This is a genomic window from Candidatus Firestonebacteria bacterium RIFOXYD2_FULL_39_29 (genome assembly GCA_001778375.1).
GTDB lineage: Bacteria > Oederibacteriota > D2-FULL-39-29 > D2-FULL-39-29 > D2-FULL-39-29 > D2-FULL-39-29.
In genome coordinates, this window is record MFGV01000003.1 from 1 (window position 1) to 9634 (window position 9634).

Consider the following 9634-nt stretch of genomic DNA (forward strand, 5'->3'; position numbering starts at 1 on the left):
CTTAAACAGGTAATAATCGTTTTTCTCAGGGTATATACAGGTTTTTATAGGGCTATTTATTATAGTTGCGGAATCGCTGTACTTCATTCTGAACTAGAGTCAGAATCCAGTGTCTTTGTGTATGAATTTGATTCCCAGGAAATGACAAATAAGAAAGGGTTTTAAGCTTATTTCCAAACGACTTTCAAAGCCTTTTTCATATGAAAAATAGCTCTTCTAATAAATAGGGAAAGTTCCATAAATTGAGATAAGGTTACCGTTAATATCTTCCCCATTGAGTAAAATCTGTAAGTTTAACTGCGAAATAGAATTTGCCGTTTTGTAAGAAACCAGATCAGCATTTGTTATATTTAAACCCACATACCCGGTGGCAGAGGAAGGAGTAGTACCTGTTCCCCCTATATAAGCAGAGGTTTCTCCATCCACAGACAGGGGAATCTTATTTCCTGCAACAGTGTAGTAGTCTATTGAATAATCACTAAACCGTACATCCACTCCATTTGCTATTGTTACAAAGGCCCTGATAGCGTGCGGAGCATCACCTGAAAGGGTAAGCGAACTTATCTGCGCATTAGAGGTATTAGTAAAATATGATATCCTTGCGTCGGCTTTCGGGTTAAACAGAGGGTTTTTACAACCGGTAAGAATAATCAGACCAAGAATTACGGTAAACGCAAATATTTTTCTCATAAACAGCTCCTATTTCATCTCGTCGGGAGCGACGAGTTTTTCCCCTTCTTTTATTACGTGAGGGGTTATAAATATTATAATTTCTGTCTTTATTTTTTCTACAGCCGATTTTTTAAACAAAAGACCTAGTAACGGAAGATCTCCGAGTATCGGTAATTTATTTTCAACCGTTAAGGATTTATTTCGAAGCAGTCCGCCGACCATAAGAGTTTCGTTATCACGGACTATAACTGAACCGTCCACTTTTCTCTGGGAAATAATCGGATCTCCGGTAACAGCGCTGTACTCCAGCACTTCACTTACTTCAGGGTGAATATCCAGAAGAATATAATTATCGTCTTTTATGGAAGGAGTTACACGCAGTTTAACACCGGTTTCTTTATAAAGGGTTGTGGACACGGTAATAGTCCCCTGTGTCGTAACTGATTTTATAGGTATCTGATCTCCGGTATTTATACTCGCTTCTTTACCGTTTAGAGTAACAATACTCGGACTGGAAAGAAGGTCGGTATTAGTCTGGGTAAGAAGATATTGAAGCACCAGATTAAAACCGTCCACCCTGAGAGTTCCAAATTGCGCCTGAAATTTACTGTCAGCAGGTAAAAAATTTTCCAGAAAGGATTTTATTTCTTTATTAGAACTATTATAAAGATCCTGCCAGGTCCAGTTAATACCCATCTTATCCGTCGTAGAAAGCTTGGTCTCCACAATTTTCGCCTCTATTCTTATCTGGGGTGTTTTAATATCTACCACCTTCAGCATATTTTCAAAGATATTCAGATTTTCCTGGGTATCGGTTACCATAGCTAATTTAAACTCTTCATTAACATCAATACCGATAGTTGGAAGCATTTTTACTATTATGTATTTAAATTCTTTAGCCGAGATGTAATTCAGGTAATAATATTTCGTAACTTTTCCGGAAGGGTTTCCGGGAGTCTGCGCGGCAAGGAAAGAAAAGGACAAAAGAATCAATAACAACATTTTTTTCATATTATTTCTCCAGTTCATGAATAACAATGTTCGTAATATCCGGAATATCCCTTACAGGATTCCCATCTTTATCGGTCACAAAACCAACCTCTCCGATCAGATCATAGTCATGTTTTTTCTGAACCTTCTTGTAAATATCCTTAACAGATTCATTAATCTTATTGATAATAAGCCAGTATTTTGCCACCTCGGAGGAGATATTTTCCCTGACTATTGTCTTGTAATAGGGATGCTCCAAAAAAAGCTTTTTCTTATTCACCATTGCCGGCTTTTTAAACTTATTTATATCCCCAAAATAAATACTTTCTTTATCCACTTTGCTGATACCAAAAGCATCGTTTAACATAAAATTACCGCCATCAGGGTTGACGACATAAAGATCTCTTTTCTCCATAGGAGCCTTGGCTCCGACAGTAACAAGGGCTTTCAATCGGCAAGAATCTATAAATTCTATATTGCTTATTACAACACCTTCCCCGCTGAGTTTAACACCGGTTTCTTTGGTAAAGCCCTGACCGAAGAGTTCTATCTCCTGTTCAAATACCCCTTGTACGGCAGTTGTCGGCAAAATAGTCTTTAACTCCGGATTTAAGTTAACCATGAAAGAATTTTTTAAAACACCGGTCCCACCATCAGGATTTACGGCAAGAACATCATAACTTCCGCCGGGCGCCCGTCCTGAAACCGTTACAACCGCAACTATCTGCAGGGCAGACTTAACATCAAAGTTAATTATATTTACACCCGGAGTGGAAATTTTTATTTGCGTATCTTTCCCGAAATTACCGCCTGTGATAGTTACTATTTTATTTTCTGTTCCCTGAGGCAGCCTGTCCGGAGTGATTAAAGTAACAAGAGGCCGGAGTGATACGGTAATATTAAACTTCTGATTTCCCTCATCAGGCGAAATCAAAGTAATTTCTTTCTTTCCTGCGGCTGCTCCCTCAGCAACAGAAACGGAAAGAACTGCTTCATTTTCGGAAAGCACAAAGATATTATTAATAATAAAGCCGTCATCCTTTGTCTCAACTTTCAAGCCTTTAATAAAGTTACTGCCTTTAACTGATATTTCAACACTATCGGCCCCCTGAGGAATTATCTGAGGAGTTACTCCGGAAATTCCCAAAGCAGTTGTAACCATTATTTTATTTGACGTACTTTCACCGTCAGGATTGACAACCCGGATTTTGGTCTCTTTAGGTTTTACGGCAAAAGAAACATCTATGCTTGCATTGAGTTCTTTATCAGATTTAAAATTGACAGTCCGGGCCACTACTCCGCCTATTACATCCGCAAATTCCAATCTGGCTCCCTCCATAAAACCCGAACCGCTGACCGTTATTTCGTTTCCAATACTCCCCTGTCTAATTTCTTTTTGGAGAACTACGTTTATTTCCGGTTTACTCATAATCTGTACGGCATTTTTTAAAATACAAATATCCTCAGGACTGTTTTGAACGACAAGATCATATTTCCCGGGTTTTGCCCCGTTCCGAACCGTTATGGACAGTTTTATGGTTGAAGGAACCACTTCCAAAATACTATCGACTCCTATACTATCGCTGCTGAATTTTGCAAGAGCACTTTTGAGAAATTTATCACCTGATATCTTAAAGTCAAGGTAGCCTTTTCCCGGGTATAGCTTTACTATAGAAACACCTTTAATCTCGCAGGGCAAAACTGGAGGAGGGATAACAACTGTCACACCGCCGGGAGTTGTAACAACAATGCTTCCGTCCTGATTAACAACAGTTTTGGCGGTCGAGGCTGTAGCAATGGGGGGTTTAACTTCTGCTGTAACTTCTTTTACCGGCTGTGATAACAGAAAAACCGGCAGAATTAAAAACAAAAAAGCATTAAACAGTTTAGCTTTCATATTCGTTATTATTCCACAACCATATATTTTAGTCAATACTATATTACAGATTGTGATTACGGGTTGAGGATAAGGGTAAACAAGCAAATGTGTAATTAAAAACACCGCAAATGATTTTAGTAAAAACCATAATTAAATCATGCGGTAAATCATAAATCATTATTCTTTGTTAAGCTTCCTCATTGTTTCTAGTAAAACCAGCAAAAAGCATGCAAAGTAAAGCATAACGGATTTTTCGCAAGTGAAGTTTTCCTATTTTCTGTGACTTATGAGCAACGTACAGAAATTTATAGAAATGTTCGGAAAAACGGCTGAATTGTTCGAGCTAAGCGAGTTATTCAGCCGCCGAACATGGAGATAAATTTCCTCCAGTTGAGAATCGGAACAGAAAATGGGAAAACTCCACTTATTCTTTTGATTGAAAACTCCCGCTTACTATTATACAATATACATTATGAAGAAATTGCTTTGTATCGCACTTTTAATTGTCTTGCCTGTTTGCCTTTCGGCACTGGATATACCCGACAGTGCAAAAGCAAATGCACTGGGAGAAACTGCATATTTAAAGAATGAGTTTTCCGTCTTTGCCAATCCTTCGTTAAATTACAGACTAAAAGACCTACGATTAAAATTTAATATTATTTCGTTTGACAGTAATTTTTATGCAACAGCAAATCTGGGGTTCAGCCTTGGAGATAATACAGGATTTGCTTTTGGTACTGCGCTTACCAAAAATTCCGTTTACGGTATTTCCCTTTCAAAAAAAATAGATTTTCTTGCCTTTGGTATAAATGCAAGATACCTGGAAAAGAAATATCTTGAAAGTTCTTCCGGATTTGCTTTTGATATTGGCGGACTCATAGAATTAAAGGATGTGCCTGCCTTTGCACCGGATAAAATACTTATTTCAGTGAATAATCTGGGAGATAAAACCGATCTCCTTGGTGACGGATCATCCATCGCCGCAACAAAGTTTGGAATAAATTTCAGTAAACTTGGAATCGGATTAGATGCGGCTTTTGGCACAGACCCGAAATTCGCCGCCTCCTGGGATTTTAACCTGGAGATTATCAACCTTCGGGTCGGAGCAATTTTCGATAAAAATATTCGTTTGTCGGGCGGGCTGGGGCTTCTTATGGGAATGGATGAGCTTTGCTATTCCTTCTCCCTCCAGCCAAACGGGATATTAATGCATCAACTTTCTCTCTCGGTTGAACTCACACCTTCAAAAACCACCTTAGACACCAAAAGCAAGGAACAATTTGAAGTGGACCTCAAAGGCAATATAAAAGATTACAATACTCAAGCCATGGAATATTTTCAGACAGGACGCTTAAATGAAGCCATAACACTTTGGACAAAAGTACTTCAGCTTGACAGATCAAATGATTTCGCCGATAAATACATCAGGCAAGCTAAAGAAGTACTCCTTCTAAAAGTAGAAAACTCAAAAAACACAGCGGAGGCAGCCGATAAATCCGAAAAATGGGATAAAGCACTCGCAGCTTATGAAATTCTACAAAACATACTGCCGGGGGAAAAGCAGGCTTCAGAAAAAATAATTAACATAAAAAGCCGGCTTATAGAAGCTTACAACGGCGGAAAAATATATTTTGAAGATAAACAATACATCAAGGCAATAGAAAAATGGCAATGGGTACTGGAGCGGTATCCTGCCTACTCTGATACGGAAGAACTGATAAAAAACGCCCAGACAGAGCTAAAAAAAGGTTCTCAGGAAAAAGATTTACTTAATAAATATTTCAGGGAAGCTGTCGAAGCAAAAGCGAAGGGAGACCTTGCATTTGCTGTCGATAAATTAAACAAGATTTTAGCAGTAGATTCTAATTACGAACCTGCAACTACTTTTCTTACTTCGCTGGTTAAGGAAAATTTTGAAGCCGGTCTAAAATACTACGGACAAAATCAATACGAAAAAGCCGTGACCGAGTGGAAGAAGGTTTTAAACATGGACCCTGCCAACGAAAAAGCAAAATTCTATATAAACGAAGCCGAGCTTCAGATTAAGGAAAGGATTACCAAATACTTCAAAGACGGCATTGAAAGTTATAACGCCGGTGAATACTTAAAAGCCATCGACAGCTGGAAACAAGGTCTTTCAACAGATCCCACACATAAAGAAATGAACGAGTATATCGTCAAAGCTATGATCTCCCAGGGAATTCTTTTGTATCGACAGGATAAACTCAAAGAGGCAGTTTCTTACTGGGAAACTGCAAACAATATTAATCCAAACGAAGAAAAGATTGCTCTTTATTTGAGGAGGGCAAAAAACAAGATGAAAATGCTCGAAGAGCTGGAGAAAAAGTGAATTTTATCAATCGTTATGTTGTACTAATCGGGGGAAAGTTTATGAAAACACTTCTAGTATTATTTATACTTCTCACAGCCGCTCCGCAAAGCTTCAGAGCGGAAACCTCCTCAGCATGGAAAGTTTATACCACAAAAGACGGCCTCGCAAACAACTCTATCAAAGCCATAGCTGTTGACAACGACAACGTCTGGTTTGGCACCAAAAACGGACTTTCTAGAATGATTAAAAAATCAGGAGTATTCAAGAGTTTTTCTGTCAGTGACGGGCTTCCCTCGAATGAAATTACCACCCTTGCTGTCGCAAACAGTAACATTTGGATTGGAACAAACTTCGGAGCTTGCGTTTATAACACAGACTCTGAACGTTTTAGATCCTTTACAATCAAAAACGGCCTCATCAGCAATAAAATAACGGCAATACTTCCGGGAACAGATGAGGTCTGGATAGGCACAGATTCCGGAATAAGCGTTTATAATAAAAGTATCGGGACTTTTACTAATTACACAGATGCGGACGGACTCAATAAAAAAACAATTACTTCTATTATTTCCGACGGCAGCCAAATACTTGTAGGCACGTACGGCGCAGCGATAAATGTTTTTAACAGAATAAAAAAAACCTGGGGTCTTTACGCACCGTCCAAGGATATGTATACAAATATCGTTATGACCACGCAGGGAGAGAATGTCTGGTCAGGAACCAACGGCGGAGGTATCAGAATATATAACAAGCAAACAAAGAAATGGACTACTTTCAACATGAATAGCGGCCTTGGGGACGAGAATATTACCTCACTTATTGCGGACGGATTAAATCTCTGGAGCGGAACCTTTGACGGTGTATCAGTTTTTTCCACAAAACATAAAAACTGGAAAATATACTCATCTAAAGACGGGCTCGCAGATGCCTCGATAACCGCTATGGATGTAGACGGCAACTTCATATGGTTCGGCACGGACAACGGTATCACTCGCTTTAATAAAGTACTTCCGGAAGTAATAATTATTTCAAAAAAATCATTCATTACTTCAGACAACGAACCTGTAGATATAGATTGTGCAGCATTAAGTTATAACAATATAAAGAGCTTTAAGGTTGAATACAGTACAGCCACCTTCCCTGACGTTTGGATGACAAAAGGAATTACTCTTCCGGCTAAGGCCGAAGACGGCAGATTCATCACTTCTTGGAATATTACAGACCTCCCGAGTAAAATTGATTTTTATAATCTGAAACTTACAGCTACGGATATGAACGACAATACAAATGAAGCTACAACGGCGATAATAATAGACACTATCGCACCGGTGGTAACTTTTAACGTAACAAAAGAAGAGGTCCCCGAAGGCATTTTTAATCTAAGCGGTATCTACAATAAAAGCAAGATAGAAAAAATTGTAGTCACTCCCGGCAATGTAAACGCAATCATGAATCCCGAAAAGAAAACCTTTATATCTACAACTAATATAAAAGAAGGCACAAATGAGATAACTGTAACAGCTTATGACTGGGTAGGAAGAACAGCAACCGACACCCTAAGAATACGAGGAAAAAGATTAGGAAACGGACAGTCACAAGCCATTAGGGTAGCACAAAATACAGACGGTACTTCCGGAAGCAAACTTATTATCGGCGACAAAATGCTTTTTGAACCGGGAAGCGCGGAACTTAAATCCGAAGTATTCTCTACACTTGATAAGATTATTGATGTAATTAAACAATATCAGAACTCCATAGTCAGGATAGAGGGCCATACGGATAACATTCCGACTTCCGGTACCGCTTATAAATCCAATCTAGAACTTTCCAATGCCAGGGCCAATAATGTATTTAACTATTTCGTAAGAAAAGGCAATCTCCCTGCGGAACGTCTAAAAGTCGAGGGACTGGGGGATACTAAACCGGTTGCGACCAACTCTACCGACGAAGGAAGAGCACTAAACAGAAGAGTTGAAATTATTATTACGGGTACGGTGGTGAAGTAGCTTTGGGTACAAGTATCATTAATACCGTCAAATTTACTTTCCCGTCCAACATAATGACAAATGACAATTTAAGGTAGAATTATTTATAAGTACTCCGCAAAAAACCAGATAATATTTTTATCACCTCAAACATTGCCCTTGTAACCGCTTCTTTTATATAAATCCAATAAAAAAAGACAGCAACCGGGTTTTCCGACTTCCGACTGCTGTCTTCCGTCCTCTATCTCTTAGCTTTCTTCATCCGCCTAGGCGGATTTCGCAAAGGGTTATGGTTTTATATTTAGACTTTGCTCAACCTGCTTTTTTTATTTCACTTTCCTTGCTGTTTTTGCTTTCTTTGCTTTGCTTACTTGTCTCCCAACTGTCTTCGCCATACAAACACCTGCAGAAGCGCACCATTCCATGCATTTATTGGCTGTCTCAACCAGAATAAGCGAGCTGCAATGCGTACATGTGGCTTTTTTCTCGTCAGAGAAGATTTCGACTGTCTCAAAGCATTTGGGGCATCTATATATGGAGATCCTTAAACCAGTACCTTTACATTTTTCAGACATATACCGTCCTTAGTTTGCAGATTCCACGCTTTTTATTTCGGGAATTTCTTTCTTTAAAAACTTTTCAATGCCGTTCTTTAAAGTCATCTGGGACATTGGACAACCTGCACAAGCTCCTTTAAGTTTCACTTTTACAACATTATCAGAAGTAACTTCAACAAGCTCAACATCCCCTCCATCCGCCTGCAATGAAGGTCTTACTTTATCCAACGCTTTCTGTACCTGTTCTTTTATTATTTCCGCCATATTAACCTCCAAAATTCTTTTTATAATTATATTCATTTCGCCTGCTTAAATGTATGACTTAAATCACAAAAGAATGTAGCGAGTAGCGGGTGACGGGTAGCGTGAAAATGCCTTTTTTTGGTCGGTTGCTCGTAACTCGCAACATTTTTTACAGTATTTCTAACGGCGGCCCTTCCGCAAGCAATCCCAACTTCTGCTTATCAATTATGATAATATTCCCTCTGGTAGTCCTTATTACTTTAGCTTCTTTGAAACGGCTGGTGACTCGGATAGTGGTCTCAATAGTCGTACCGACCATACCGGCTATTTCCTGACGGGTAAAGGGTATTTCACTGCCCATCCTGGCGGATAACGCCATTAACAGCTTGGCTATTCTTTGTTCAACTTTATCACTGACAAACTCTTCGATTTTTGCCTGAGCAGACCGCAGGCGTTTACCAAGAGCGACAAAAGTCTTATGAGCTATTGCCGGATTAAGACGGAGCAGCTCCATAAACTCTTCTTTCTTAATCATATTAACGGTAGCTCTTGTAAGCGCTATCGCGGAATAATAATAAGGTTCATTCGCAATTGCAGCCACCTGCCCTATCATATCGCAGTGACCGAACACTTCAAGGATAATTTCCCGGCCGTCGGAAGTAAAGCGAGTACCCTTTATCTGACCGTCGGTAATAATATAGACATAACTGCTCCTATCCCCTTCCTGAGCAATAACCCCACCCCTTTCATATTCCTTTTGTACGGAAATAGAAAGTATTTTGCCCTTTTCTTTTTCAGAAAGAGTACCAAACAAATTGCATGTCTTTATTCCCTCAAGATTTTTCATATGTTGATATTATACTTTATCCGGGGCAGGTTGTCCACTATTTGAAAAAAGCAGGCGCTAGCCCAAGTTCCGCTGAATTAGGCATATTTAGACTCATTTCCCTTATTTAAAGCCTTTTTTTATTAAAGG

Annotated in this window: 8 protein-coding genes; 2 read left to right on the forward strand and 6 right to left on the reverse strand. The window is 39.1% G+C overall.

What is annotated here, in order from left to right; all coding sequences use genetic code 11:
- Positions 1–216: 216 nt before the first annotated feature.
- The 3 genes from A2536_04555 to A2536_04565 are packed head-to-tail and all read right to left on the reverse strand — an operon-like array spanning position 217 to position 3559.
- Positions 217–690, reverse strand: a complete 474-nt coding sequence (locus A2536_04555) for a hypothetical protein (GenBank protein OGF48379.1) — start codon at positions 688–690, stop codon at positions 217–219.
- 9 nt (positions 691–699) lie between these two features.
- Positions 700–1683 carry a hypothetical protein gene (locus A2536_04560; protein ID OGF48380.1) on the reverse strand — a complete coding sequence of 328 codons (984 nt, stop codon included), beginning with the start codon at positions 1681–1683 and terminating at the stop codon, positions 700–702.
- Between the two features lies 1 nt (position 1684).
- Entirely contained in the window at positions 1685–3559 is a 1875-nt protein-coding gene (locus A2536_04565; protein ID OGF48381.1) for a hypothetical protein, read from the reverse strand.
- Positions 3560–3977: 418 nt separating this feature from the next.
- Here A2536_04565 and A2536_04570 point away from each other — a divergent pair, with 418 nt between their 5' ends.
- Positions 3978–5891 (forward strand): hypothetical protein, encoded by a 1914-nt coding sequence (locus A2536_04570; GenBank protein ID OGF48382.1) that lies wholly within the window; start codon positions 3978–3980, stop codon positions 5889–5891.
- A gap of 41 nt (positions 5892–5932) precedes the next feature.
- Complete coding sequence (locus A2536_04575; protein ID OGF48383.1) at positions 5933–7879, forward strand: hypothetical protein; 1947 nt, start codon at positions 5933–5935, stop codon at positions 7877–7879.
- Between the two features lie 305 nt (positions 7880–8184).
- Here the strand turns inward: A2536_04575 and A2536_04580 are convergent, their stop codons facing one another.
- The 3 genes from A2536_04580 to A2536_04590 form a co-directional block, all read right to left on the reverse strand.
- On the reverse strand, positions 8185–8433 hold the full coding sequence (locus A2536_04580) for a hypothetical protein (GenBank protein OGF48384.1): 249 nt from the start codon (positions 8431–8433) through the stop codon (positions 8185–8187).
- Positions 8434–8442: 9 nt separating this feature from the next.
- Positions 8443–8667: a hypothetical protein gene (locus A2536_04585; GenBank protein OGF48386.1), complete on the reverse strand. Its 225-nt coding sequence runs from the start codon at positions 8665–8667 to the stop codon at positions 8443–8445.
- 160 nt (positions 8668–8827) lie between these two features.
- Positions 8828–9505 carry a hypothetical protein gene (locus A2536_04590; GenBank protein OGF48385.1) on the reverse strand — a complete coding sequence of 226 codons (678 nt, stop codon included), beginning with the start codon at positions 9503–9505 and terminating at the stop codon, positions 8828–8830.
- Between the last annotated feature and the right edge of the window lie 129 nt (positions 9506–9634).